Below are 25,058 nucleotides of genomic sequence, written 5' to 3' on the forward strand. Positions count from 1 at the left end.
TTCCTAGGATCATTAGTGTTATGCCAGTCGATAACCAGTGCGATCCTTGTGCTCTTCTAAGCTGGTAATGTTCTCCAGTGTCGTTTGAGCAATATGAGCGAGCGCTTCTTCAGTAAAGTAGCCTTGATGTCCTGTCACCACCACGTTAGGGAAGGTAAGAAGAAGCTGGAAAACACTGTCTTGGATTATGTCTGAGGACATGTCTTCGAAAAACAGCGAGCCCTCATATTCGTAAACATCTAACCCGAGATAGCCAATTTTGCCACTGTATAACCCTTGGATAGCGTCTTGTGCATGGACAAGGGCACCTCGACTGGTATTGATCAGCATAACCCCATCACGCATTTTTTCGAGGGTTTGTTGGTTAATAAGGTGATGAGTAGAAGCATTCAGTGGGCAATGCAAACTGATGATTTGGCTGTTGGCAAAGAGGGTATCTAAATCCGTATATTCACAGCCTAAATCCATCAATTCTTGGTTAGGTTCTATGTCATAGCAAAGTACCTGACAGCCAAAGCCATTCATAATGCGACAAAACGCTTGCCCAATTCGGCCTGTCCCAATGCAACCAACGGTTTTCCCTTGTAAGTTAAAACCTAACAGTCCCTCAAGGGCAAAGTTGCCTTCTTTCACTCTATGGTAAGCACGGTGTGTCTTTCTATTGAGGGTCATGATTAGAGCTAGGGCATGTTCAGCGACGGAGGTTGGGCTGTAATCGGGCACATGATAAACCTCAATGCCGAGATTTTTAGCGCAATCAAGATCTACATTGTTATAGCCTGCACAGCGCAGTACAACCGCTTTAATACCTTGTTCTGATAGCTGATAAAGCACCTTAGAATTGATCACGTCGTTAACAAAGCAAGACACAGCGTCATAACCTTGTACCAAACTTGTGGTTTCTTCACAGAGCTTGCTTTCAAAAAACGACAGCTCGACTTCCAAACCTTTTGCTTGATTTGTAAGGGTTCGTATATCGTAAGGTTTACAGGAAAAAACAGCGACTCGCATGATGACTCCAGTTTCAATCTCAAGATGTACTAACTCTAATACGAATAGTATTTCATGGGTGGCTTAGTTGATTAAGTATTGACCCAAAGCAAGCTTTAAAATCTTTTAAACCAAGACGAATAGAGCGTTAAAGTGTTTAGCAATTAAATAAGGTGTAATACAGTGTGTCACTTTACTCATGGAATTAGGGGGTATTTTTTCCTTTCGGAAGACGAGCTCCGCTTAATCAAAAACACCCGCTATGGCTTATCTAAGCGTTAAATATAATGTAGCGTTATGTAAGAATATAATTATTTTTAATTGTAAAGCTGGAATTAAGGTCGTTAAGACAGGTAATATTAAGTTAATGGAAGTGGTTAAATAACTTACTATTAGTAAGTTTAATCGTTAAACGTGGGCTTTATTCGGTGAAGTATTTAGGGAAATGATATGTTCAATAAACATTTGCACGATGAGATAAAGAGTTTAAAAGAAGAGGTTCTTTCCTTTCAGCAAGTTACCGATAGCTTAGAGACAGAAATGCTGTCCTGCACCTTAGATGCGCATGGCAGAATCACTTCAATCAATGAAATTTGCTATCGTGCGATTGGTTATTCTGATGGCGCAAGCTTTATTGGTAGAGAGTTAGCCGATTTGGTCCGCATGAGCTCCCGTAATACTGCCCATTATCACGACTATCTTGAAGCGCTTAAATCCGCTAAGCATTGGTCTGGTGCCATGCAGGTTGAAAGAGCGGATGGCTATGAAGCCTGGTTACGTATTATTCTACAGCCTGTTTTTTGTGCTGAAGGCAAAGTAAAACACTTTAGCGTTTATGGTAATGATTTAACCCGCACTATCACGACTTCCCGTGAACATGAAAACCTCATTTCTGCTCTAAAACGTTCCACCGCGACCATTGAATTTGATCTTTCTGGTCATGTGCGCACTGCCAACGATTTATTCTTACAAAGTATGGGTTACTCCCTAGCGCAGATCCAAGGTAAGCATCACAAGATGTTTTGTGAAGAAAGCGAAGCCAATTCCGAGGAATATCGCCAATTTTGGGAAACGCTAAATGAGGGTAAGTTTATTGCGCAACGCTTTAAACGGGTAAACAGTGCCGGTGAGATCGTTTGGTTAGAGGCCTCTTATAATCCGATATCAGACATTGAAGGCAAGCTCTACAAAGTCGTTAAATTTGCAACGGTTATCACTGAGCAAGTGAAGCGTGAGCAAGCTATGTCGAATGCAGCTGACATTGCCTTTTCAACCTCCCAAGACACAGATGCCTGTGCCCGCAAAGGCAGTGCCGTGGTTAACGAGACAGTAGAAGTTATGCGTCAGCTTTCTGCTCAAATGGCAGAAGCGGCGGAAGGTATTGCTGAGTTGGATAAACAGTCTCAGCAGGTTGGTCAAATTATTCAGAGTATTCAAGGCATCGCCGATCAAACTAACTTGTTGGCACTAAATGCCGCCATTGAAGCGGCCCGTGCTGGGGAGCAAGGTCGTGGCTTTGCTGTGGTTGCAGATGAAGTTAGACAGTTGGCTTCCCGCACCAGTGCCGCCACAGAAGAAATTGTTGGTGTGGTCGAGAAAAACCAAGTCTTAGCAGAAAAAGCCGTGGCGTTAGTGAACACAGGTAAAGATCAAGCTGAGAAGGGCTTAAGCCTATCTAGCCAAGCCGGTGAAGTTATCATTGAAATTCAAGAAGGTGCTAAGAAGGTAGTTAATTGTGTTGAGGAGTTTGCTTCACAATTTAGTAAATAAGCAGATTTATAATGTCTCTTTATAAGCCTTTGCTTTCGCAAAGGCTTTTTTATTGGGCGCTGTTTAGGTGAATAGGCTGGAGTTGGGATTGGCAGCTGTCTGAGGTTTCTTTTTGCGTGGTCGTCAGGCTGTCAAGTAAGCCTCCTTGGAACCATAGGGTCAAATAAGTGCAATGCTGAAAATCAATGAAGCCTGTGTATTGCCAAACTTCGGTACTACCCATAAAAGAGCGTAACTCTGGAGCACCGACTATTTCCAAGGTTTCTTTTTTGGTGAGACCTGGGGAAAGGTGCATGGATTTATCTCTTAATGAACTGCATCCAGCCAGCCCAAGTGCCAGACACATAATCAATGATTTTTGCATGAGCTTAACTCCTTTTAAAAGCACGCTTGTGATTTAGTTAAGAGAGTTTATCTCTTAATTTATAATACAGCATACCGGAAACCAATCCAGGCCACCTTAGCAAAGTACCACCTGGGAAATTATGGTTGGGCACATTGGCGAAAACATCAAAGCGTTCTGCTGTGCCGCTCACCGCCTCTGCCATCAGCTTTCCCCCCAGTGTTGCCATCGCGACCCCATGACCGGAATAACCTTGGGCAACAAAGGTATTGCCTTCTTGTCGACCAAAATAGGGCATTCTGTTAAGCGTTATGGCTAAAGTGCCGCCCCAACTGTAATCAATTTTAAAAGCTTTTAATTGCGGATACACCTCTAGCATGTGCTTTTTTACAAAGCTGGCGATATCTTTTGGGAAGCGGGATGAATAGTTTTCGCCTCCTCCCCACAGCATGCGTTTATCAGCCGATAATCGAAAGTAGTTCACCACAAACTTGGAATCCGCAACCGCTAAATCATCTGGATTTATTGCATTGTAAATCGTCTCAGGCAGAGGTTCAGTAGCGAGGATAAAGTTATTAATCGGCATGATTTTTTTGGCGGCAATGGGATTGAGTTTGCCCAGGTAACCATTGCAGGCGAAGAGTAAGTAGTCGGCTTTGACAGTAGCTTTCGCACAATTCACTTGCGGCTTCTGGCCCCCCTGATAATCCATTACTGGGCTGTCTTGGAAAATCTTCACCCCAAGCTGCTGGGCCGCTTTTGCTAAGCCTAGTGCGTAATTATGAGGGTGTAGGTGGCCCCCTTCGGCGTAATATTCCGCCCCAAAGTATTTATTGGTACCAAGCTTTTGTGACAGATCTTGGGCGTTAATAAAGCTTGCTTGTGGGTAGTCTAGTTCCTTGTTGAGGTAATCGATTGTGTGTCGTGCGTCTTCTTCGTGGGAGGCTTTACTTGCCACATGTAATAGACCCGACTTCAGATCGCAATCAATCTTAAATTCTGCCACTAATTCTTTAACAAGGTCTACGGATTCCACCGACATTTGCCATAGGGCATCCGCATGGTCGCGGCCTAATTTTTCCGTCAGCTTGTCATGGGACATATTAAGCCCCTGGCAAATCTGGCCACCGTTTCGGCCAGAGGCACCTGTGCCGATTTTATGCGCTTCTAGCAAGCTGACGCGATAACCTTTTTTCGCCAGGTGTATGGCCGCTGAAAGCCCTGTATAACCAGCGCCAATAATGCAAACATCGGTTTCATGACTATCATTTAGCGTGTAAAAGGTTAGGTTTTGGTTGGCGCTATGGGCATAATAAGATTGCTCAAAACCTTGGTTTTTCATAATAAAGACCCAGCAAAAAATGAGCGAATAAGAGAAGTTATTTTCTCCATGTTAAGCGTTTTTTAGACCATAAAGAAGTTCTCGTTCTCAAGATAATGGCACTAAACTTGCTCAATTAAACTAAATAATGCATCGAAAGTAGCTACCCCTAAGTGGGTATATTTTCTCGCGACAGCAATGTGTTATTCATATAAGCCTCTTAACTAAACGAAAGGTGATTCATGGGTGTGTTAGAAGATTTTCTGAAAAAGCATTCAATTACAGAAATCGAGTCTACATTAGCGGATATGACAGGGAACGCTCGGGGGAAATTTTACCCGACTCGTAAGTTTTTAGCAGAAAATGGCGGACGACTACCCGAAACAGTTTTAGTACAAAGTGTGACAGGTGACTGGGCCTACAACCACTACGACATAGTGGATGCCAGAGACCGTGACATGATTCTGGTGCCTGATACCAACACCTTACGAATTGTGCCTTGGGCAGATGAGCCAACGGCCCAGTTGATCAACGATTGTTACGATACCCAAGGGAATCTACACCCACTTTCAAGCCGTACGATTTTACGTCGTGTCTTGGCGCTATTTGAAAAAGAAGGACTACGCCCAGTCATCGCCCCAGAGGTAGAGTTCTATCTGGTACAAAAAAATGATGATCCTGATTATGAATTAAAAGCGGCGACAGGCCGTTCAGGTCGCCGAGAAACCGCTCGACGTTCTTACAGTATTGATGCGGTAAATGAATTTAACCCTGTGATCGATACATTGTACGCCTATTGCGAAGCCCAAGACCTAGATGTGGATACCTTGATTCACGAGTCAGGTGCGGCGCAAATGGAGATCAACTTCCTCCATGGGGATGCTCTAGATCTTGCTGATCAGGTGTTTGTGTTTAAGCGCACCTTACGTGAAACCGCCTTAAAGCATGATGTCTATGCGACCTTCATGGCCAAACCAATGCAGCATGAGCCTGGCAGTGCCATGCATATTCACCAAAGTATCGTGGATATTAAAACGGGTAAAAATATCTTTACCGAAAATGGCGAGTTCAGTGATGCCTTCTATCACTACATGGGTGGGTTACAGAAATACACCCCTAGCGCCATTAGCTTCTTTGCGCCAAACGTGAATTCCTACCGTCGTTTTGCCCCAGAAATGGCAGCACCAGTGAATATGAAATGGGGCATAGATAACCGCACCACAGGCCTACGAGTGCCAGTGGCCAGTGCCGAAGGAACACGCATTGAAAACCGCTTCCCTGGGGCAGACTGTAACCCTTATTTAGCCATTGCTGCGAGTTTGGCTTGTGGTTATTTAGGGCTTAAAGAGAAGTTGCGTCCGACGGAACCAATTACAGGAGCGGCGGCCATGGACCACGATAACGTGGAGTTGTCCCGTACCCTAGAAGAAGCGTTAAGACTTTTAGAAGACTGCCCAGAGATTTGTGAAATCATGGGACAAAGCTTTGTCGATGCTTACATTGGCGTTAAGAAGTCAGAATTTGAAACCTTTAACATGGTCATCAGTTCGTGGGAAAGAGAGCATCTACTGCTGAATGTGTAAGGCGTGACAGAGTATTACTTGGAATGGACGTTTAATTTAACTTTGAATCAGAGGTAGGACAGTATGAAGAACACCGCTTTTCGTTTGTGTAAAACCATGATGCCCATCATTGCCAGTGCCGCCATTGTGGTACCGGCTGCAGGTCTAGCTCAAGAAGAACTTAAGTTCTATAACTGGTCGGACTATATTGGTGAAAATACCATCGCTGATTTTGAAGAGCGTACCGGTATTAAAGTCATTGCCGATGTCTTTGACAGTAACGAAGTGTTAGAAGCCAAGCTGTTAGCGGGTGGTTCTGGCTATGATCTTGTGGTGCCGACGGCGTCTTTTATGGGGCGTCAAATCCAAGCTGGGGTTTTTCAGACACTGGACAAAGATAAATTACCGAATGGCAAAAACATTGACCCTGAGTTGTTAGCTTATTTAGAAGCGGTAGACCCAGGTAATGCCCATGGTATGCCTTATTTATGGGGAACCACGGGTATTGGTTATAACCCTGCTATGGTCAAAGCGGTTTTAGGGGAAGATGCGCCAGTAAACAGCTGGGACTTGGTGTTTAAACCAGAGAATATGGCCAAGCTACAAGAGTGTGGCGTGATGTTCTTAGATTCACCAGATGAGCTTTACCCGCTGGCGCTTAATTACCTAGGTATGGACCCTAATAGTCGTAGTCCTAAAGACTATGCTCTGGACAGCGCACCGGCTCAACTGCTGAAAAGTGTGCGTCCTTACGTGACTCAGTTCCACTCATCCCAATATATCAGTGCGCTGGCTAATGGTGATATCTGTGTGGCCATTGGTTGGTCTGGCGATGTGATTCAAGCCCAAGACCGTGCGATTGAAGCGGAGAATGGGGTTGAGGTTGCTTACAGCATTCCGGATGAAGGCACACAAATCTGGTTTGATATGCTTGCCATTCCAAAAGGTGCTGAAAATGCGGATAACGCCCACACCTTTATTAACTACCTAATGGAGCCTGAAGTGATTGCTGAAATCACCAACTATGTGGCCTATGCTAACCCAAATATGTTGGCAACCGACCTACAGGATCAGGAAATTTCGACTAACCCAGGTATTTACCCATCAGCTCAAGTGAAAGAGCGCTTTTTCACACAGAAGCTTCGTGGGGCAAGAATCGAGAGACTGATGACGCGTTTTTGGACAAACCTAAAAACCGGCAAGTAACTCAGTAAATAAAATGCCCGCTGCCTTTACAGGGAGCGGGCATTTTTATGTCTGGCAGTTAGGAATTCTGCACGAGATTGAGCGAATTGTCAGCGTAATGGGCTTCAAGCTCTATGGCGATGCTTTTCGACGTTGGGGTATGGCTGAACTCACCATAACTGTCTAGCGGCACCAGTGGATTGGTTTCTGGGTAATAGGCAGCGATGTTGCCCGCTGGAATATTGTAGGGAACCAAAATAAAGCCTTCTACTTTACGTTCCACTTGATCATCCCATAAAGAACGTAAATTCACTCGCTGGCCTTCTTGAAAGCCCAATCGCTGAATGTCTGCAGGGTTAATAAAGACGACTTTGCGCTCCCCTTTAATGCCTCGATAGCGGTCGTCCATGCCATAGATGGTGGTGTTGTACTGATCGTGAGAGCGCAATGTCTGCATGATCAAGGTACGCTGGTTTCTAAGGGCTTGAGCACGCTTCGGTAAAATACTTTCTGGTAAAGAGTGGGTATGCAAAATAGCCTTCTTAGCAGGCGTATTCCATTGGCGCTGGCGGGCACTATTGCCCAAATAAAAACCGCCTTCTTGCAAAATGCGTTGGTTAAAATCTTTAAAACCCGGTATCACGGCCGCTATGTACTCACGTATCACATCGTAATCATCTACCGCTGCTTGCCAATCAATTGGAAAATTGCCTAGAGTGGCTTTGGCCATGCCAGCGATAACAGCAGGTTCAGACAATTGATCTGTACTCAAAGGGCTCAATACGCCACCTGATGCGTGCACCATACTGAAGGAGTCTTCCACTGTGACTTTCTGAGGACCTGCCTTTTGTTGGTCTAAATCGGTTCGCCCCAAACAAGGTAGGATGAGGGCTTGCTTGCCCGGAATAAGGTGCGAGCGATTAAGCTTGGTACTAATTTGTACGCTCAGATCGCATTGGCTCAAGGCTTGTTTGGTTGCCTGTGTGTCTGGGGTGGCGGCTGCAAAATTGCCTCCTAGGGCAATAAAGACTTTCACCTTGTTATCTGCCATGGCTTTAATGGTATCCACCACAGCCAAGCCAGGCTTTTGCGGAGGGGTGAAATTAAAGTGCTTTTCCATCGCGCTTAAAAAAGCTGGAGAAGGGCGCTCATTGATGCCCATGGTGCGATCCCCTTGTACATTACTGTGACCCCTTACTGGACAGGCTCCAGCACCGGGTTTGCCTAGATTGCCTCTTAAAGCCAGTAAATTCACAATCTCATGGATAGTGGGGACCGAGTGATGATGCTGCGTGATGCCCATGGCCCAAGTGCAGATAACGGATTTTGCATTGGCGTACACCTGAGCGCAGTAGCGGATTTGCTCTTCGGTGACACCGGATTGCTCCAGTATGTGCTCCCAAGGTGTGGCTTCAACTTGAGCAAGGTAGCTGTCCATACCTTGGGTGTGATTGATGATAAATTCGTGGTCAAAAACTGCTTTGCCTGCTTGTTGAGCAGTCGCTTCCAATTCGATCAAGACTTTAACTATGCCTCGAATCAGAGCCATGTCGCCGCCAATTTTAGGGCATAAATACGCGGTATTAGTGGGCTTAGAGCCATTGGTAAGCATTTCTATCGGCTTTTGAGGGTTTTGGAAACGCTCTAAGCCACGCTCTTGTAACGTGTTAAAACTAATAAGGTCGACACCACGGCTCACGGCTTCTCGTAAGGTTTCGAGCATGCGAGGGTGGTTAGTACCAGGGTTTTGACCGAACACAAAAATCGCATCGGCTTCTTCAAAGTCTTCAATGGAAACCGTTCCTTTGCCAATACCGATACTAGAGGTTAAGGCATAACCACTGGCTTCATGGCACATGTTGGAACAATCTGGAAAGTTATTTGTGCCATAGGCTCTGGCAAACAACTGATAGAGAAATGCCGCTTCGTTGCTGGCACGACCAGAAGTGTAAAAGGCAACCTGATCTGGATCGGATTGCTGTTTCAAGGTGGTCGCGATGAGCTCGTAAGCCTTATCCCAGCTGATGGCTTCATAGTGGTCAGTGTGGGGGTTGTAACGCATAGGTTCAGTGAGTCGTCCTTGGTATTCTAAGAAATAGTCACTTTGGCTGCGTAACCAAGACACACTGTGTTGTTCAAAAAAGGCTTTGTCTACCCGTCGAGAAGTGGCCTCCCAGTTCACCGCTTTGGCACCGTTCTCACAGAAACGGATTTTCGAAGGGTCGTGTTTTTCTCCCCAAGCACAGCCCGGGCAGTCAAAGCCGTGGGGCTGGTTAGTCTTGAGTAGGGTGTTAATGTTACGCACCGCATTATCACTTTTTAGCCAATGCTTGGTGGTACTTTGCAAAGCCCCCCAGCCGCCTGCAGGTCCTTTATAAGGGCTAAAAAAATCTAATTTTTTACTCATCGTGATGCGTCCTTGAATGGGTTAATGGGAGCGTATAAACGCGGGCTATCTTGCTTGGGTAAATGGATCAACACCAAACCATAATGTCGAGCCATGGTCACAGCTTGATGGCTCGGGGAGGCTAGGTGAATAAGCCTTGAAAGCTTTGCCTTGACGGCTTTTTGTACCAGCTCAGTACTGCAACGGCTAGACATAATAACACTGTGATCATGAAGTTGAAGGCCATTAGAAAGAGCATAACCTATGACTTTATCCAGTGCATTGTGACGGCCAATATCTTCCATGCAGACAATGACTTCACCCCGGGGAGAAAGTAGCAAGGCTGCGTGGATCGCCCCAGTTGTATGGGCTAGCTCTTGGTGCTGATTAAGCAATGATCTTGCTTGCGATAAATCGCTCGGTGCAATGTCAGTACAAGCGCTAAGGGCAGGTAATTTAGGAAAAGCTTGAGCTAAAGACTCAGTGCCGCACAGGCCGCAACCTGAAGCCCCCAGCCTTACTTGTTGGGATTGTTTAAACAGACGAAACATTCTCGGGCTGATGGTTAGCTCGATGGTCAGCTGTGAGACGAGAGCATCGCTATCTGGGAAGTGAATTTCAAGATCCCGAACATCTGTGGCGTGCTCGATAAAGCCTTCACTGAGAGCAAAGCCTAGGGCAAAAGGTTTGAGGTCATTTGGGCTGACCATCATCACAGCTGTGGCAATGCCATTAATGCTGATGGCGGCAGCGACTTCATCAACAAGCTCGATATTAACCGCTGGCGTGACTTGCCATGAACTCTTGTCACAGGCCAATGATTGATAAGAGTTTGTTTTGGAAGAGCTCATGCATTACCGCCAATAGAGGATGTTTGTTCAAGCTAACAGCTTGTAATTTCGTTCGAAAAACAGGGGGCTATGTTACTTGATTATCATCTTGGCAAACAAACCCGTTTGCCAAGTCTTGACGTTATTGTTTAACCCTTGGTCGTATCTGTCACTAAACAGCAAAGAAAACAGATTTACCTTTTATTCCGCTATTTCGCGTAGTCAGAACGAGATATTCCTGTAAAATTGCCAGCTTTTATTAAATGAGTAAAAGTCTAGAAAGCGCTAGTAAGGGCTAGACTTTTGCTTCGAGAGATTAGTGAATGCCAAGCAAGAAAAAACATAAGCCGCAAAAGCAAAAGCCACAAAAACAGTCGAGCCCTTTGATCGGCTGGGGCCTGATTCTAGCCACCTTCCTATTAATGATGGTGATTTATCAAGCCACAGTGCCATCAAGTGAGCCACCTGAGTCTTTCCATTTGCCGCAAGTGGATACGCTAGAGAACCAAAGCGCACCAGAGGAAGACAACATTCCTGTTTCTGAACTTGATCCCGCCAGTTTAGATGAGCAAGTGTTGGAAGATATTCCCTTAACCGCGCCTATTGAGTCGAGCCAAGAGCCTATCTCTCCAGAGGTTTCCGTTGTTGAGTACAAGATAAAATCTGGCGACACACTGGCCAAAATTTTCAAACAACAAGGCTTGACTCTAAACGTCATGTACCAAGTTCTAGAAGCCGACCAAGAATATTTAGCGCTGGAGCCTATCATCACAGGTAACTCTTTATTTTTCGTAATTGATGCCAATGGTGTGCTGCAAAAAATCTCCCGCCCAATTGATGCCAGTAAAACCATTTCTTATCAGCGACATGAAAGTGGTGGCTACAGTTATCAAGAAGATATTAAGCCCATTAGCTATTACCAAACCGCTTACCATACCCAGATAAAGGGAAGCTTTTATCTAACTGCGAAAAAAATTGGCCTATCGGATGCCAATATATTGTCGATTCACGGTTTATTGAAAGGCTACATCAATTTTAGTAAAGACCTACAAGCTGGGGATGCATTTGATGTGGTCATCCAGCAAGGGGAAGTGGATGGTGAAAAGGTTGGGAGCAGCCAAATAGAAGCTATTCAGATCACTGTGAAGGGTCATACCTATCAAGCTTTTCGACACACCGACGGACATTACTATGATAGCCAAGGGTTAGGTTTAACCCCTTCCTTGCGTCGCTGGCCAACGGCCAAACATTATCGGGTTAGCTCACCTTTTAATGGCAACAGATTACACCCAATAACAGGACGACCAGCACCCCATAACGGGGTGGATCTAGCAACGCCAATTGGTACGAAAATCTTAGCAACGGGTAATGGCGTGGTGACACGTGTGGCGGATCATAAGTATGCGGGTAAATATCTTGTGATAGACAATCCTGGGCCCTATAGCTCACGTTATTTGCACCTAGATAAAGTCTTAGTGAAGAAGGGGGACAAGGTTCAAAAAGGCCAAGTGATTGCTCTGTCTGGAAACACAGGAAGAACCACGGGGGCTCATTTACATTATGAGTTGCATATTAAGGGTAAGCCTGTGAACCCAATGACAGCCACCATTCCTACGTCTCAAAGTATTGAAGAAGATCAGCGCGAAGCCTTTAGTGAACAGGTTGCCAAATGGCATGAGATGCTAGAGGCCAGTTAGGGGAATGAGAGACAAAAAAAATGGCGCACCTTTAAGGTTGCGCCATTTTTGTTTGTGCTGAGATGTCGCTATTTCATGCTTGGCTCAATTCGCTCTTGTATGAACGGTTACCAATCATAAATTGTGCTAGGAACATGGCCAAACCAATGGCTTGTATCCATAGATCTAGCCCCGGCCATAGCATCAAGCCAGAAGCGATTAACATTGCCACACGAGACAGAATGTTTAGCTTATTCTCAAGGTAGCCTTCCATTGCAGCCACGAGAGCATACATACCGAAGATGGCAAAAATGGTTAGCCTTAGTAGGGTTTCTGCATCGCCACCGATCAGCGGTGTATAAGCCATAAGCAAGGGCACTATGTATAGACCTTTTGCTAGTTTCCACGCCATCATACCGGTTCTCATCGGTGGTGTTTTGGCAATGGCTGCGGCCGCAAACGCGGTTAAACACACAGGTGGTGTCACGTTACTGTCTTGAGATAACCAGAAAATGATCATGTGAGCTGTCACTAGGATCATAGCAACGCTTTGAGCACCTAAGGCTTGATCCATCAACATACCCTTAAAGTCTGCTGGCACTTGCGCTAACATTGCCGCGGCATCGGCGCTGGACATGCCTTGTGCTAAGGCACCTATGGCAGCAGGGTCAACCAGCATGAAGACCGCACTGGCCGCTTCAGGTAGATTGCCAGAAGCCATCATCTCGATCAGTTGGCTTTCTGCAATTAGGTTGAAAATTGCAGGTGCCGACAAGGTTCCCAAGACAATGTAGGAAGCGGTAACAGGCAAGCCCATACCCAATACTAAAGAGGCAATTGCTACCAAAATAATGGTGAAGAATAAGCTACCGCCAGCCCAATCTGTAATTAAAAGAGAGAAGGTGTTACCTACCCCTGTGGTACTAATAACATTGACCACCAAGCCGATACCGATCAAAAGTACCGCGGTGGTGGACATGTTTTTCGCCCCTTGCACCATGGCATCTAGGATCGCCAAAGGTCCCATACGATGACCTTTCGATAACCAAGAAGAGACAATAACCGCAATGATACTCAAGCCAGCAGCATAGGTCGGAGTGAAGCCTTGAATCAGTAAGGCCACTAATACCCCTAAAGGAATAATATGGTGCCAGCCCTCTTTGAACACCTGTGATACCGGCACAGAGTCGTCTTCTGTAGCGATTACTTTACTGCGCTTAGCTTCAACACGAACAAAGAAGCCAACAGATAGGAAGTACAACAAAGCTGGAATCGCTGCCACACTAATAATAGTGACGTACGAAACTTGCGTGTAGGAAGCCATGATGAAGGCACCAGCACCCATTACCGGAGGCATTAACTGACCACCTGTAGAAGCTGCGGCTTCAATACCCGCTGCAAAACGTGCAGGGAAGCCCGCTTTACGCATCAAAGGAATGGTAATTACCCCAGTAGATACCGTGTTGGCAACCGAAGAACCCGATACTGAACCCATTAGGCCAGAACCTAAAACAGCTACAAAGCCTGGGCCACCAATCATTTTGCTGGCTAGAGAGCGAGACAGGGCAATGATGAAATCACCCGCGCCAGATTTTACTAAGAAGGCGCCAAATAGAATGAACATGAAGACGAAGCTCCATGAAATTCGCGAAATGGAGCCAAACATACCATCAGTACTAAAGAAGCTACGGTAAAGTAAGGTTTCGACACTTAAGCCTGGGAAGGCGAATGCGCCTCCAAGCCAGCTGCCCCAAAGGACAACATACGTCAGCGCCACAACGATTAAGAAAGGAATAAACCAACCGCTGGTACGGCGGATCAGTTCTAAGGCTAGTAATACCGCCACGCTGGAGACTATCCAGTCACCGGTATTGAAAGTAACGCCTCGGGCATACAAGGCATCTTCAAAGAAGACAATGTACAGCACCATAGCAATTAAGGCGGCCACAATGACGCCATCCATGATGATAGCCAGCTTGCTATCACGCCATTTTGGGTGAGCAGGAATAAGGAGTGCACAGAGTGTACCGAAGCCTGCAAAGTGGAAAGCAGAGACCCATAACTCAGGCAATGTGCCTATAGTATTGATGTAAATATGGGCAACGGCCAAAAAGATAGAAATGGCAAAAACGATACGATTTAACAGAGTGCCAGAGCGATATTTGGTCTCAAATTCTTCAAGATTAATATCGTTGTCTTCAGCAGGCGTTGCTGGGGATGAAGCAGTCATAAAACAGCTACCTTACGTTGAACAGTAGAGAGTTATTACAAAATACAGACACCGTGAGATAACGGTGTCTGTATTGGTTAGTTCAAATGCAAAGAACTAGAGGGTTATTATTCTGCAATCAAGTGTGCAGGAATTTTCACACCTTGCTCACGGTAGTAACGAGCCGCACCTGGGTGCAATGGTACAGGTAAGCCTGCAATGGCTTTTTCCAAAGACATAACCGCTGTCGCTTTATGAATAGCGCTTAGGTAAGCAAGGTTTTCATAAATAGACTTAGTTAACTGGTAAACATCTTCTTCAGAAAGGTCTGCACGAGACGCTAGGAAGTTAGGCTGAGCAACTGTGTTGATCGGCTTAGTTTGACCTGGGTAAGTGTTCGCAGGAATTTCGTAGCGAGTCCATAGCTTGTAGTGGCCGTTAGCCGCTTTCATTTGCTCATCAGTGAAGTCCAGTACTTGTACTTTATCACCCATAGAAGCGTATAGACGCGTCACGGCACTTACAGGTACACCTGCTGGTGTGTTCATGCCATCAATGTTGCCGTTTTGCATGGCATCGGCGCTGGCACCATAGCCCATGTAAGCGAGAGCAAAGTCATCGGTTTGTACGCCAAGACCTTCAAGCAACTGACGACCTGAGCCTTCAGTACCAGAGTTCTTTTTACCGATAGAGAACTTGTGGTTAGTGCCTTCAATGTCTTTTAAATCTGCCACTGTGCCGGTTTTAGCCAGGTCAGTTTTTAACACGAAGTGCTCAACGTTTTGCCAAAGCATAGAGATAGAGCGCAGTTCTGTTTGCTTACCAGAACTTTCTAGAGGACCTTCGCCGTTCCATGCCCAAGCGCCGTATAGGCCTTGTAAAATAGCAAGTTGCGCTTGGTTTTCACGCAACAGTTTGATGTTTTCACCAGACCCTGCTGAGCTGATCGCTGACAGTGAAAGGCCAAATTTTGGCTCTAACTTCACTTTACTCAAAGTGGCGATGGCTACCCCTACTGGGTAATAAGTACCACCAGTAGAAGCTGTCGCTAGAATGTAGTTGCGGTTATCTGCTGCACTGGCTTGAGTGGCAGATAGTGCGATGGCTGCTGCGGTAGCAGTGGTAAGAATAGTTTTGCTAACAAATCCCAATTTCATATTATTTTTCTCCGTTAAAGGGTTTTTGATTCACAAGCCTATATAGCGAAAACTGTGCCAGAAATATAAGTTATTGATTTATAATTATTTTTTATAAAACCCAAAGATATTGCAAGAAATAAGCATGTCTATGGGCGGTTTATTGCTGATAGCAGGAAAAATGCTATCGGCAAAAAATGGCTCATGATGTAAGCTAGCAAATCTAGACCTCTATTGAGTTATTTAGGGGAGGGCGTTTTTTTAATGAGCAACAATTTGCCGATAGGGCGCTAAAGGACCAGAGGGAAACAATGCAAGTAGATTCGCAGATAAGTGTGGTGTTATTCGATTTAGGAAATGTGTTGGTGGACCTAGGTGGTATAGAAGAGATGCATGCCATGCTGAACACTCAAGGAGAAGAAGCAGAAGTTTGGCTTAAATGGCTGAATTCTCCTTCCGTGGCGGCATTTGATACCGGACGCATTTCTTTTGATGAATTTGCCCAGCGTTTACCCGCAGAAGCGGGCAGTCAGTCGGACAAGGAAACCTTTAAAAAAGCTTTCAAAGCTTGGCCTTTGGGGCTATTTGATGGCGCATTGGCATTAGTAGAGGCTATTAAGCCTCAATACCATAGAGCGATTTTGTCCAATACCAATGCTGCCCATTGGCCTCGCATCATGGGAGAAATGGGCTTAGCGGGTCACTTCCATAGCTATTTTGCTTCTCACTTGATTGGTGAGGTCAAGCCTGAGCCAGCAATTTATCAATATGTGTTAGACAAACTACAGGTAGCGCCAGAACGCATTGTTTTCATTGATGATAATCAGGTCAATGTGGATGCCGCCATAGCGCTTGGCATGAAGGCTCACAGGGTAAAAGGTGTGAGCCAAGCCAGAGAGGTATTAGAGGCTTATCAGGTGTTAGCTGATAAGCCTTAGTGGGTTAATAGCAGCGAGGTAGGCTATCGGCCTTGAGGCTTTGATAAACGGCCAAAGGTTGGGGCATATTTGCCCCTAATGACTCAATCCGTGTTTCGTTGGAAGGGTGAGTCGAAAGGAATTCTGGCGTATCTGAACTTCCCAGCTTGGCCATGTTTTGCCAAAGAGTAACGCTTTCACGAGGGTCAAAGCCCGCTTTAGCCATGAGCTCTAGGCCGATCTGGTCAGCCTCGGATTCATGGGTACGGCTGAAGGGTAAGATAATTCCCACCTGAACGCCTAGACCCAATCCCTGAAAAATAGCCGCTTTCTGAGGGCTGTCTTCGCCACTTAGCTGATAGCCTGCAGCGAGCGCTTGGCTGGTGGCTAGGGAAGTGGATACCCTCTCGTTACCATGACGGGCCAATACATGGCCGATTTCATGGCCCATCACAGCAGCCAGCTGGGATTGGTTTTCAGCCACTTCTAAAAGCCCCGTATAAACACCTATCTTATAGCCGGGCAAGGCAAAAGCGTTTACCTGTTGGTCATCAAATACCTGCACTTCCCAAGCCTGTTGACGATACTCATCGGGCAGCACGGCGATCAGTTTATCAGCCACACACTGGACATTCTGATTAGTATTGGCTTGTTGGTTTAATGGAATGCTGTCTTTCATTTCCTGAAAGGAAGCCACGCCCATTTCATCTAACTGGGAGTCAGGAAGCAAAATAAGTTGTTTGCGGCCAGTAGGAGATGTACTGCAAGCGGCGATAGATAGAATTACCAGTGCCATCAAAATGTATTTAGAAATGCTGAGCATGCTAAGGCCTTTGAATATGAAATACGTTGAATACACAATAAGTATAAATATCTAAGCGTTAGAAGGCTAAGTCAATTTTGTTTAGCTTGACACTTTCACTCAGCCTTTGCCGATAACGCCACAATTTTTTCAATGGCGTCTTTTACTTTGTTCATATGAGTCATGTGAATGATGTGCCCCGCCTCTTCTAACCATACGACTTCCGTATGATTATTCTTAAAGAGCGTCTGAGCTACCTCGGCATTGGCAGGCGTGACCAGAGTATCTTGTTTGCCTTGCAGTAGGATCAATGGGCTGCGCAATTGAGTGAACTTAGCGCCAATGTCTTTAAGGCTTGCAGAGAGTTGCAGTACTTCATCATTAGAGTTTTGCCACTTTTGCGGCACCAGTGCATTAGGTAACCAATCCAGCAAGGTATTATACCAACGAGGCGTGGCCAATTTAGGGCTAACATCCCCCGCTAACATTATGGTGCCAGCGACGATTTTAGCGTAATCCACTGCTAATAAGGGCACTAAAGAAGCTCCCAGCGAGTGACCAATCAAATAGATTTTTTGCTCACCGTTCTGACTCCAGATGTGCTTGATAAGCGGGCCAATTTCATTGGATTGCAGTTGCAAATGCGTAGGTAGAATTTGACCGCTGTAACCAGACTCACCCCAGCTTGGGCGATCAATAGAAATGAGACGATATTTTTTGTTGAGTTCTGGGTCTAAAAAGTAGCGAGAGAAAGAAGACCAACTGCCTGGGGTGCCATGAATAAATACCAGTACAGGGCGCGGCTCTGCTTGGCTTTTATTACTCACGTAATGCAGCTTATGGCTACCATCTAGGCCGTTTACATAATGATGTTCGATCAATTCTGGCGTATTGATCACATGTTCGGTAATGGCTATGTTTTGTTTGAGTTCATCTGGGCGGCCACAGGCGGACAAGACTAGGGCCAGAGCGCTCAGCAATAGCAACTTCATCATTAGAAAACGTCTCTATTTAAGGAATGCTTTTCTGACTGTTGCTGCTATGCAAAGTTCCCAGTTTTTTTGAGGCTTTACACAAGCTCGCGGATGGCATTGGCAAAGTTCTTAACACTTTGCCAATCGGTAAATTCAGTGTCGGATTTAAGATCGGTCGGGCCTTTCGTCATCCACATAATGAAACGTATCATGTGGCGATCAATCAAACCGTATTTAGGGTAATTTAAACGCCCTGCAAACACCCCTTGTAAGCTAGGTTGCCAAGCCAATTCCTGTAGGAATTTAATAATGTAAGGGTTGGTGTCCGGTTGGTTTTTCTCGCTTTTTCGAGCGACCAAGTTAACGGTATAGAAAGCTGTCTTTTTCGATTCCAACAAGGTTTTATTGGTCTTGATCAAATCTGCCACCACGGCCTGATGTTTACCATAGCGAATGCTGGCACCAATGACGATGCAATCAAACTCTTGCAGGGTGGCAGAGTTAACCTCTTCAACCGGCATTAGGGTCACATTTTGTAAGAATTGGGTTAGGTGATCAACCAAGGTTTGACTGATTTTTAGGGTATGACCGTCAGTGGTGGAATAGATAACAAGGGTGCGTGCCATACGGGTATCAGTAAAACTGCCTCATGATAGGGATGAAAAAAACAGCCCTGTTATAAACACTCAAAGGGAACATGTAAAGCTTACCTCACACATAGAAGCAGAGGCTTGTATGTGTGAGGTCGCTTGGCGGGATTAGGATTGGGAGATTTTTTGCGGAACTTGTTGGGTAATACAATGAATATTACCACCGCCCAGTAGTATGTTACGGGTCGGCACGCCAATCACTTTATGGTTCACAAATGCTTCTTGTAAAATGGCCAATGCTTGGGAATCTGTGCTTGAATCCAGCAAGGGGACAATCACACTCTGATTGGTTATTAAGAAGTTTGCATAGGAGGCCGCTAAACGTTCTCCAGCCTGTCGATCCATAAATTCACTGGCCTGCACACTTTGCGCTTCCTCTGGTTGTACAAAAAGCGGCCCGGGCATAGGTAATTTTATGATCTCAAGTTGACGGCCTTGGGCGTCCAGACTGTTTTGCAACACATCATAGGCCTGTTGGGAAATCTCATATTGTGGATCACTTGGGTCTTCACAATAGGTTAACGCCACCACACCGGGTCGAATCACATGCAGAATATTATCAATATGACCGTTGGTCTCATCGTTATATAAGCCGTTCTTCAGCCAGATAATAGTGCTGACATTCAAATATTCTTTGAGTAGGTCTTCTATCTGGGCTTTGCTAAGGCTCGGGTTGCGACTTGGGTGTAATAAGCATTCTTCTGTGGTGTACAGAGTACCTTCACCATCCACATGGATGGAACCACCTTCTAGGATAAGTGGTGCGTGATAGCAAGCATCTTCTGTGATATCGGCCATGTGGCTGGCCACTTCATTATCCAGCTCCCAGTTATCATAGAGACCATCAAGCTCTCCGCCCCAAGCATTAAACTGCCAACTCACCCCACGGCGTAGCCCCTTATCGTTGACCACATAGGTGGCGCCGATATCACGCATCCAACTATCGTTAGATGGAATCTCCAATACTCGGATGTGATCCGGTATCGCATGGCGAGCCTGCTTGATGTGTTCAGGGCCAACAATGAAGGTTACCGGTGTCGTTTGTGCGATGGCTTTTGCTACGGCGACAAACTCATTTTGCGCGGGAATGCCTTGTTCGCGCCAATTGTCTTCACGCACAGGCCAAGCCATCCACACCTGTTCTTGTGGCTCATGTTCACCGGGCATGCGAAAGGCATCACGTTTAGGGGTAGTGCTTAATTGGGTAGCCACACTGGAATCCTTTGTGAAAGCGTTGAAGTCATAAGATTAGCCCAGCATGACTGGGCTAATCATTTTATGAACGAGCTGGCGTTTTGCCGTCTAGGGTCATGATTGGATCATATAAGCTAGGACGACGATCACGGTATAAGCCCCAAGCCTGACGCTGGAAAGCGATGTCCGCTAGATCAAATTCATGCACTAACACGCCTTGGCTAGTACGATCTGCTTTTGCCACCAATTGACCTGTACTGTCTGCAATGAATGAGTTGCCGAAGAAGGTTAGGGACAAATCACGGAATTGCGCTTGTTCAGTACCAATACGGTTAGATGCAATCACTGGAATCTGGTTCGCCGCCGCATGGCCACGCATAACGGTTTCCCAATGAGGTTGGCTGTCCAACTCTGGCTGGCTTGGTTCACTACCAATAGCGGTTGGGAAGAACAACAACTCAGCGCCTTGTAAGGCCATGCTACGTGCCGTTTCTGGGAACCATTGGTCCCAACAAATGCCGACACCAATTTTCGCGTAACGAGTTTGGAAAACTTTGAAGCCTGTATCCCCTGGGCTGAAGTAGTATTTTTCTAAATAGCCGTCACTGTCTGGAATGTGGGTTTTACGATAAGTGCCCAACAAACTGCCGTCTGCATCAATAATAGCCACAGAGTTATAACGCACGTTGCCAGCTTTTTCGAACCAACTAAACGGCAATACCACCTCTAGTTCTTTTGCCAAGGCTGAGAAACGCTTAAAAGCGCCATTTTCTTCCAATGTGGTCGCCATTGCATGGTAAGACTCACTGATTTCGATACAGAAATATGGGGCTTCAAACAGTTCTTGCAACAAGATGATTTGCGCGCCTTGCTCAGCGGCTTGTCGAACAAGAGTTTCTGCCTTGTCTAGGTTTTCTTCTAGGTTCCAAGTGCAGGCCATTTGGGTCGCAGCAACGGTGACTTTTTTCACAGTAAAGGCCTCATTAAGGTCAATTTGTTGGTGATTTGCTAGTTGTAACGCGATTTAGGTTATTATGGAAATGTTAAATTCCGTTTTCAGTATGAGAAAAGCGAATAACCTATGGACATTGATATCAGTCAACTGCGATTACTGGTGGTTTTGGATAAAGAACGCAGTTTGTCTCGAGCAGCAAAATCTTTGCACATGAGTCAATCTGCCGCAAGCCATATCCTAGCGAAGCTAAGGTTAAGGTTTGATGACCCTTTGTTTGTCAAAACGAAAACCGGTATGGAGCCTACCCCCACAGCTCAAGCATTAGTGCCCGATTTACGCAAAGGTCTTAGCACTTTAGAAATGGCGTTTAATCGCATTAAGCCTTTTGATCCGAAAAAAGAAGCTAAAACCTTTTATATTGGCGCCATCGATTACTTTGAATTCTTCGCCTTACCCAAGTTGGCGGAGCGCTTTCAGCACGAGGCGCCGAATATCCGCATTGGTATTGAAATACTGCCGGAGAATCTGCGCATCGATAAAATTGAAGAAGGGCGCTTGGATCTTTTTGTAGGGGTAGATGACGTGCATTCCATTCCCCGCTATTACCAACGTCATCATTGGTTGACGGACAGTTATGTAGCCATAGTGCGCGAATCCAGCCCCTTGCCTGATAAATTAGATTTTCAGCGTTTTGTCAGCACCTCACAAATTCATTTGCCCTTGGCCAATTCGGGAGCGGATTTGATTGATGCTTGGTTGTTAGAGCGACATCAATCACGACAAATCGCCATGATAGTGCAGAGTTACGCCATCGGCGGCATGGTGACGGCGAAATCGGATTATCTCATGTGTGTGCCCCGTAATATCGCTGAAAAACTGGTGACCATGTTACCGGTTAAAATTTTGGCGCTGCCTGAGGGCTTTCCAGATTTATCACTGAGTTTATTTTCCCACCAACTGTACGATAGCCAAGAAAGTGTGCAATGGTTGATACAACAAATCCTGGATTGTCGCCCCGCTCATAAGGCCAGCGTTTAAGTGGCTACCCCTTAGGGGATATGGCTATTTCTATGGTTTTTTAATAGCGTGGCGGTCAGTTAGATAGAATTTAAAGATGGGCTAAGCCCAAGGGAGTTTCTATGAAAACCTACGATCAATGGCAGCAGCTCGCTGACACTGTGGCTATACCCGACAAAGCCTACATTAATGGACAATTTGTGCCCGCCTTGAGCGGTGAAACCTTCGATTGTGTGAACCCGACAACAGAGCAATGTTTGGCGAAAGTTGCCAGCACAGATGCGGCGGATGTAGACCTTGCGGTGAGCGCCGCGAAAAAAGCCTTTAAGTCTGGGGTTTGGTCGCAAATGGCTCCCCGTGACCGCAAAAACATCATGCTGAAATGGGCCGATTTAGTCAGCCAGCACCAAGATGAGTTTGCTGTTTTGGATACCTTAGATATGGGGAAATCCATTTCTGAAATGCTGGCCATTGATGTGCCAGATTCCATTGATTGTATGCGTTGGACAGCAGAGGGCATAGATAAGCTTTATGGCGAAATCGCCCCAACAGGCGGGCCAAATTTGGCCTTGATCAGCCACGAACCAATTGGTGTGGTGGCGGCCATTACCCCTTGGAATTACCCCCTAATGATGGCCTCTTGGAAAATTATGCCCGCTTTAGCGGCGGGTAACAGCGTGATTCTTAAGCCTTCGGAAAAGTCGCCTTTAAGTGTGTTGCGCCTAGCTGAGTTAGCGACCCAAGCGGGCATGCCTGATGGGGTGTTTAACGTCTTACCCGGATTTGGTCATACGGCAGGTAAAGCGTTAGCACTGCATAACGATGTGCAAGTGCTGGCGTTCACTGGCTCCACAAGGGTCGCTGGTATGCTGATGCAATACTCAGGACAATCCAACTTAAAACGAGTGTGGATCGAAGCCGGCGGTAAATCTCCTTGCTTAGTTTTTGATGACTATGAAGACATAGAAAAAGCGGCTCAAGGCGCGGCGGCGGCGATATTCACCAACCAAGGGGAAGTCTGCATTGCTTGTTCGCGTTTGTATGTGCAAAGCAGTATTAAAGACGTCTTCATGGCGGCGCTATTAAAAGCCGCTAAGAAATATGTGCCGGGCAATCCCTTGGATCCTAATACCAACATGGGACCATTGGTGGATAAAAACCAAATGGATACCATGACCCGCTTTGTAAACAGCGCCAAAGAAGAAGGTGCTCGTTTAGTGTTAGGAGGCGCGCCTAATTATCAGGCTGGCCAAGGCTTTTTTGTGGAACCGACTATTTTCGTCGATGCCGAGAATCGTATGGAGTTTGTCCGTGAGGAAATATTTGGTCCAGTACTTGCTGTATCTACCTTTGATACGGAAGAACAAGCCATCGCCTTAGCAAATGACTCCCAATATGGCCTAGGTGCTGCTATTTGGACCAGTAACTTGTCCCGTGCGCACCGAGTTAGCCGCCGTTTAGAAAGCGGCATGGTATGGGTGAACACTTGGGGGGATGGAGATACCACTGTGCCGTTTGGTGGAGTGAAAGCTTCTGGTAATGGTCGTGATAAATCTTTGCACGCCATGGAAAAGTACACAGAATTGAAGAACGTTTGGATACGTTTATAAAAACTGCCGAGTAACTGTTTGATAAAAATGCCGTTCTACCCCCTTAAGGGTATATCCCTTGATAGGGGGGAATTTTTAGAATGGCGCTCTGAATACAAAGTGGTGTTCGAAGTGCTGGGCAAACCCGAGGCTTGCCTTTTTTATTATGGCCACAAGCACCTTTCATTAGGTGTGATTGATGAGGTTGTTTATGTCAATTCCTACTCATACTAATTCCTATTATGCAGCGTCTGCAAACGACACTGTGCTGCGCCCTGAGCTAAGCGGTGAGCATAGCTGTGATGTTTGTATCGTAGGAGCAGGATTTACCGGCATTTCTTCTGCTTTACATCTGGCGGAAGCTGGCTACAAGGTCATTGTTGTTGAAGCAAGCCGTATTGGTTTTGGAGCTTCGGGTCGTAATGGTGGTCAGTTGGTAAACAGCTACAGCCGAGACATCGACTTCATTAAGCGTCACTATGGCGAACAAGTGGGTGAACAAATGGCGGCCATGGCCTTTGAGGGGCAAGCCGTGATTCGCCAGCAAGTGGCCAAATACCAAATCTCTTGTGACCTAAAGCAAGGCGGTATCTTTGCGGCTTGTAATGCCAAGCAATTCGAAGAGTTGAAAGCAAAAAAAGCCCTATGGGAAGCCCATGGCAACGACCAACTAGAGCTATTAAACGCAGATGAAATTCAAAAACACATAGGGACGGACCGTTATGTGGGTGGCCTATTAGACCGCTTAAGTGGCCATGTTCACCCGTTGAATTTGGTGTTGGGAGAAGCGGCTGCTTTTGAATCTTTAGGTGGCGTGATATACGAAGCCAGCCCAGTGACTAAGGTTCAAGAAGCTAAGGCTGAAGGCGAGCTTGCCACAGTAACCACCGCAAAAGGTTCCGTGAAAGCCAAGCATGTGATCGTGGCGGGCAATGCTTATATCACTGGCATTATTCCAGAGGTAGAGAAGAACTCCATGCCTTGTGGTACTCAGATCATTGCCACAGAGCCTTTAAGTGAAGAAATGCAGAAGGCTATTATGCCAAATGATGTCTGTGTGGAAGATTGTAACTACCTATTGGACTATTTCCGCTTATCGGGTGATGGTCGCTTATTGTATGGTGGCGGTACAACTTATGGTGCTCGTGAGCCTGAGAAAGTCGAAGCTTTGATTGTGCCAAAAATGCTTAAAACCTTCCCTATGCTAAAAGACGTAAAAATTGATCATGCGTGGACAGGCAACTTCCTGTTAACACTGATGCGTTTGCCGCAAGTGGGTCGAATTGGCACGAATGTGTATTACTCTCAAGGTTACAGTGGCCATGGGGTAACCAGTACCCACTTACTAGGTAAAGTATTGGCAGAAGCCATCCAAGGGGATACTAAGCGCTTTGATGTCTTTGCTGGTCTGCCCCAGTATCCATTCCCTGGTGGTCGCGCCTTGCGTGTGCCTTACACTGCTGTGGGAGCGGCTTACTACGCCCTTAGAGATAAACTGGGTATTTAATTGATCCCTTAGTTTTGCTCAGCCTAAAGCCGCTCTTCATATAGA

The 25,058-nt window shown here is 46.0% G+C and carries 20 protein-coding genes; 8 read left to right on the top strand and 12 right to left on the bottom strand.

Annotation, left to right across the window (positions count from 1 at the left end):
* Positions 1 to 18 precede the first annotated feature (18 nt).
* Entirely contained in the window at positions 19 to 1,011 is a 993-nt protein-coding gene (locus tag ACUM5Y_RS05235; RefSeq protein WP_445975812.1) for a 2-hydroxyacid dehydrogenase, read from the bottom strand.
* 429 nt (positions 1,012 to 1,440) lie between these two features.
* Here ACUM5Y_RS05235 and ACUM5Y_RS05240 point away from each other — a divergent pair, with 429 nt between their 5' ends.
* On the top strand, positions 1,441 to 2,760 hold the full coding sequence (locus tag ACUM5Y_RS05240; protein ID WP_445975813.1) for a methyl-accepting chemotaxis protein: 1,320 nt from the start codon (positions 1,441 to 1,443) through the stop codon (positions 2,758 to 2,760).
* 49 nt (positions 2,761 to 2,809) lie between these two features.
* Here ACUM5Y_RS05240 and ACUM5Y_RS05245 read toward each other — a convergent pair whose 3' ends face one another.
* Both ACUM5Y_RS05245 and ACUM5Y_RS05250 read right to left on the bottom strand, forming a co-directional pair.
* Positions 2,810 to 3,124 carry a hypothetical protein gene (locus tag ACUM5Y_RS05245; protein ID WP_445975814.1) on the bottom strand — a complete coding sequence of 105 codons (315 nt, stop codon included), beginning with the start codon at positions 3,122 to 3,124 and terminating at the stop codon, positions 2,810 to 2,812.
* 37 nt (positions 3,125 to 3,161) lie between these two features.
* Positions 3,162 to 4,445, bottom strand: a complete 1,284-nt coding sequence (locus tag ACUM5Y_RS05250; RefSeq protein WP_445975815.1) for an NAD(P)/FAD-dependent oxidoreductase — start codon at positions 4,443 to 4,445, stop codon at positions 3,162 to 3,164.
* Between the two features lie 221 nt (positions 4,446 to 4,666).
* Here ACUM5Y_RS05250 and ACUM5Y_RS05255 point away from each other — a divergent pair, with 221 nt between their 5' ends.
* On the top strand, positions 4,667 to 6,007 hold the full coding sequence (locus ACUM5Y_RS05255) for a glutamine synthetase family protein (protein ID WP_445975816.1): 1,341 nt from the start codon (positions 4,667 to 4,669) through the stop codon (positions 6,005 to 6,007).
* A gap of 63 nt (positions 6,008 to 6,070) precedes the next feature.
* The gene (locus ACUM5Y_RS05260; RefSeq protein WP_445975817.1) at positions 6,071 to 7,192 is read left to right on the top strand and encodes an extracellular solute-binding protein; all 1,122 of its coding nucleotides are present in this window, start codon (positions 6,071 to 6,073) and stop codon (positions 7,190 to 7,192) included.
* Positions 7,193 to 7,250: 58 nt separating this feature from the next.
* Here the strand turns inward: ACUM5Y_RS05260 and ACUM5Y_RS05265 are convergent, their stop codons facing one another.
* Together ACUM5Y_RS05265 and fdhD are read right to left on the bottom strand one after the other, a co-directional pair.
* Positions 7,251 to 9,578, bottom strand: coding sequence for an FdhF/YdeP family oxidoreductase (locus ACUM5Y_RS05265; RefSeq protein ID WP_445975818.1), 2,328 nt, complete (start codon positions 9,576 to 9,578; stop codon positions 7,251 to 7,253).
* Entirely contained in the window at positions 9,575 to 10,408 is an 834-nt protein-coding gene (gene fdhD / locus ACUM5Y_RS05270; RefSeq protein ID WP_445975819.1) for a formate dehydrogenase accessory sulfurtransferase FdhD, read from the bottom strand. Before fdhD ends, ACUM5Y_RS05265 begins: the two co-directional genes overlap by 4 nt.
* A 302-nt stretch (positions 10,409 to 10,710) precedes the next feature.
* On the opposite strand from fdhD, the gene ACUM5Y_RS05275 reads away from it, so the two are divergent.
* The gene (locus ACUM5Y_RS05275) at positions 10,711 to 12,084 is read left to right on the top strand and encodes a peptidoglycan DD-metalloendopeptidase family protein (RefSeq protein ID WP_445975820.1); all 1,374 of its coding nucleotides are present in this window, start codon (positions 10,711 to 10,713) and stop codon (positions 12,082 to 12,084) included.
* Between the two features lie 73 nt (positions 12,085 to 12,157).
* Here ACUM5Y_RS05275 and ACUM5Y_RS05280 read toward each other — a convergent pair whose 3' ends face one another.
* Together ACUM5Y_RS05280 and ACUM5Y_RS05285 are read right to left on the bottom strand one after the other, a co-directional pair.
* Positions 12,158 to 14,293, bottom strand: coding sequence for a TRAP transporter permease (locus ACUM5Y_RS05280; RefSeq protein ID WP_445975821.1), 2,136 nt, complete (start codon positions 14,291 to 14,293; stop codon positions 12,158 to 12,160).
* A gap of 107 nt (positions 14,294 to 14,400) precedes the next feature.
* Complete coding sequence (locus tag ACUM5Y_RS05285) at positions 14,401 to 15,429, bottom strand: TAXI family TRAP transporter solute-binding subunit (protein ID WP_445975822.1); 1,029 nt, start codon at positions 15,427 to 15,429, stop codon at positions 14,401 to 14,403.
* A gap of 290 nt (positions 15,430 to 15,719) precedes the next feature.
* Here ACUM5Y_RS05285 and ACUM5Y_RS05290 point away from each other — a divergent pair, with 290 nt between their 5' ends.
* Positions 15,720 to 16,346 (top strand): HAD family hydrolase, encoded by a 627-nt coding sequence (locus tag ACUM5Y_RS05290; protein WP_445975823.1) that lies wholly within the window; start codon positions 15,720 to 15,722, stop codon positions 16,344 to 16,346.
* 4 nt (positions 16,347 to 16,350) lie between these two features.
* Here the strand turns inward: ACUM5Y_RS05290 and ACUM5Y_RS05295 are convergent, their stop codons facing one another.
* From ACUM5Y_RS05295 to aguB, 5 genes are all read right to left on the bottom strand, one after another.
* Entirely contained in the window at positions 16,351 to 17,148 is a 798-nt protein-coding gene (locus tag ACUM5Y_RS05295) for a M48 family metallopeptidase (RefSeq protein WP_445975824.1), read from the bottom strand.
* Positions 17,149 to 17,243: 95 nt separating this feature from the next.
* Entirely contained in the window at positions 17,244 to 18,122 is an 879-nt protein-coding gene (locus tag ACUM5Y_RS05300; protein WP_445975825.1) for an alpha/beta fold hydrolase, read from the bottom strand.
* Positions 18,123 to 18,196: 74 nt separating this feature from the next.
* Positions 18,197 to 18,727, bottom strand: a complete 531-nt coding sequence (gene hemG / locus ACUM5Y_RS05305) for a menaquinone-dependent protoporphyrinogen IX dehydrogenase (protein WP_445975826.1) — start codon at positions 18,725 to 18,727, stop codon at positions 18,197 to 18,199.
* 132 nt (positions 18,728 to 18,859) lie between these two features.
* On the bottom strand, positions 18,860 to 19,963 hold the full coding sequence (gene aguA, locus ACUM5Y_RS05310; protein WP_445975827.1) for an agmatine deiminase: 1,104 nt from the start codon (positions 19,961 to 19,963) through the stop codon (positions 18,860 to 18,862).
* A gap of 64 nt (positions 19,964 to 20,027) precedes the next feature.
* Positions 20,028 to 20,915: an N-carbamoylputrescine amidase gene (gene aguB / locus ACUM5Y_RS05315; RefSeq protein ID WP_445975828.1), complete on the bottom strand. Its 888-nt coding sequence runs from the start codon at positions 20,913 to 20,915 to the stop codon at positions 20,028 to 20,030.
* 111 nt (positions 20,916 to 21,026) lie between these two features.
* Between aguB and ACUM5Y_RS05320 the strand changes: the two genes are divergently transcribed.
* The 3 genes from ACUM5Y_RS05320 (at position 21,027) to ACUM5Y_RS05330 (ending at position 25,013) form a co-directional block, all read left to right on the top strand.
* On the top strand, positions 21,027 to 21,938 hold the full coding sequence (locus ACUM5Y_RS05320) for a LysR family transcriptional regulator (protein WP_445975829.1): 912 nt from the start codon (positions 21,027 to 21,029) through the stop codon (positions 21,936 to 21,938).
* 101 nt (positions 21,939 to 22,039) lie between these two features.
* Complete coding sequence (locus ACUM5Y_RS05325) at positions 22,040 to 23,527, top strand: aldehyde dehydrogenase (RefSeq protein WP_445975830.1); 1,488 nt, start codon at positions 22,040 to 22,042, stop codon at positions 23,525 to 23,527.
* Positions 23,528 to 23,717: 190 nt separating this feature from the next.
* Positions 23,718 to 25,013 (top strand): NAD(P)/FAD-dependent oxidoreductase, encoded by a 1,296-nt coding sequence (locus tag ACUM5Y_RS05330; protein WP_445975831.1) that lies wholly within the window; start codon positions 23,718 to 23,720, stop codon positions 25,011 to 25,013.
* Positions 25,014 to 25,058: the final 45 nt, after the last annotated feature.

This window comes from Marinomonas dokdonensis (genome assembly GCF_052747885.1).

Coding starts and splice junctions, on each gene's coding strand:
- ACUM5Y_RS05260 (WP_445975817.1), top strand. CDS start 6,071: ATGAAGAACACCGCTTTTCGTTTGTGTAAAACCATGATGCCCATCATT.
- ACUM5Y_RS05280 (WP_445975821.1), bottom strand. CDS start 14,293: ATGACTGCTTCATCCCCAGCAACGCCTGCTGAAGACAACGATATTAAT.
- ACUM5Y_RS05235 (WP_445975812.1), bottom strand. CDS start 1,011: ATGCGAGTCGCTGTTTTTTCCTGTAAACCTTACGATATACGAACCCTT.
- ACUM5Y_RS05255 (WP_445975816.1), top strand. CDS start 4,667: ATGGGTGTGTTAGAAGATTTTCTGAAAAAGCATTCAATTACAGAAATC.
- ACUM5Y_RS05265 (WP_445975818.1), bottom strand. CDS start 9,578: ATGAGTAAAAAATTAGATTTTTTTAGCCCTTATAAAGGACCTGCAGGC.
- ACUM5Y_RS05295 (WP_445975824.1), bottom strand. CDS start 17,148: ATGCTCAGCATTTCTAAATACATTTTGATGGCACTGGTAATTCTATCT.
- ACUM5Y_RS05275 (WP_445975820.1), top strand. CDS start 10,711: ATGCCAAGCAAGAAAAAACATAAGCCGCAAAAGCAAAAGCCACAAAAA.
- ACUM5Y_RS05320 (WP_445975829.1), top strand. CDS start 21,027: ATGGACATTGATATCAGTCAACTGCGATTACTGGTGGTTTTGGATAAA.
- hemG (WP_445975826.1), bottom strand. CDS start 18,727: ATGGCACGCACCCTTGTTATCTATTCCACCACTGACGGTCATACCCTA.
- ACUM5Y_RS05250 (WP_445975815.1), bottom strand. CDS start 4,445: ATGAAAAACCAAGGTTTTGAGCAATCTTATTATGCCCATAGCGCCAAC.
- ACUM5Y_RS05245 (WP_445975814.1), bottom strand. CDS start 3,124: ATGCAAAAATCATTGATTATGTGTCTGGCACTTGGGCTGGCTGGATGC.
- ACUM5Y_RS05330 (WP_445975831.1), top strand. CDS start 23,718: ATGTCAATTCCTACTCATACTAATTCCTATTATGCAGCGTCTGCAAAC.
- ACUM5Y_RS05300 (WP_445975825.1), bottom strand. CDS start 18,122: ATGATGAAGTTGCTATTGCTGAGCGCTCTGGCCCTAGTCTTGTCCGCC.
- ACUM5Y_RS05240 (WP_445975813.1), top strand. CDS start 1,441: ATGTTCAATAAACATTTGCACGATGAGATAAAGAGTTTAAAAGAAGAG.
- ACUM5Y_RS05325 (WP_445975830.1), top strand. CDS start 22,040: ATGAAAACCTACGATCAATGGCAGCAGCTCGCTGACACTGTGGCTATA.
- ACUM5Y_RS05290 (WP_445975823.1), top strand. CDS start 15,720: ATGCAAGTAGATTCGCAGATAAGTGTGGTGTTATTCGATTTAGGAAAT.
- ACUM5Y_RS05285 (WP_445975822.1), bottom strand. CDS start 15,429: ATGAAATTGGGATTTGTTAGCAAAACTATTCTTACCACTGCTACCGCA.
- fdhD (WP_445975819.1), bottom strand. CDS start 10,408: ATGAGCTCTTCCAAAACAAACTCTTATCAATCATTGGCCTGTGACAAG.